Here is a 250-nt window from a genome sequence, read left to right on the forward strand (position 1 = left end):
GCGATGAAAACCACGAAGAAAAAACGCTCTGTACCACGCGTTTCGGATAAAAATATAATGAGAATGTTGAAAAATCCGAAAGAAGAGCAGAAGCCTGCGGAAATCACACCTAAGCAAACCTCCGGTTTTCTGAAGTCGGAAGATCGTATTCTCTGGGAAACCGTTGCCCGCACCACGCGTCCTTTACGTCCGGTTGCCAAACGGCCCGCCTTTGCGATTGAGGATATGCATCTGTGGGATATGGAAAACG

The 250-nt window shown here is 48.0% G+C and carries 1 pseudogene; it reads left to right on the forward strand.

Annotation, left to right across the window (positions count from 1 at the left end):
• Positions 1-57: 57 nt before the first annotated feature.
• Positions 58-250 (forward strand): annotated as a pseudogene (locus HBA93_RS22415) (hypothetical protein); the annotation flags it as partial.

Source organism: Ochrobactrum sp. SFR4 (assembly GCF_019730395.1).
In the GTDB taxonomy this organism is placed as follows: Bacteria; Pseudomonadota; Alphaproteobacteria; order Rhizobiales; family Rhizobiaceae; genus Pseudochrobactrum.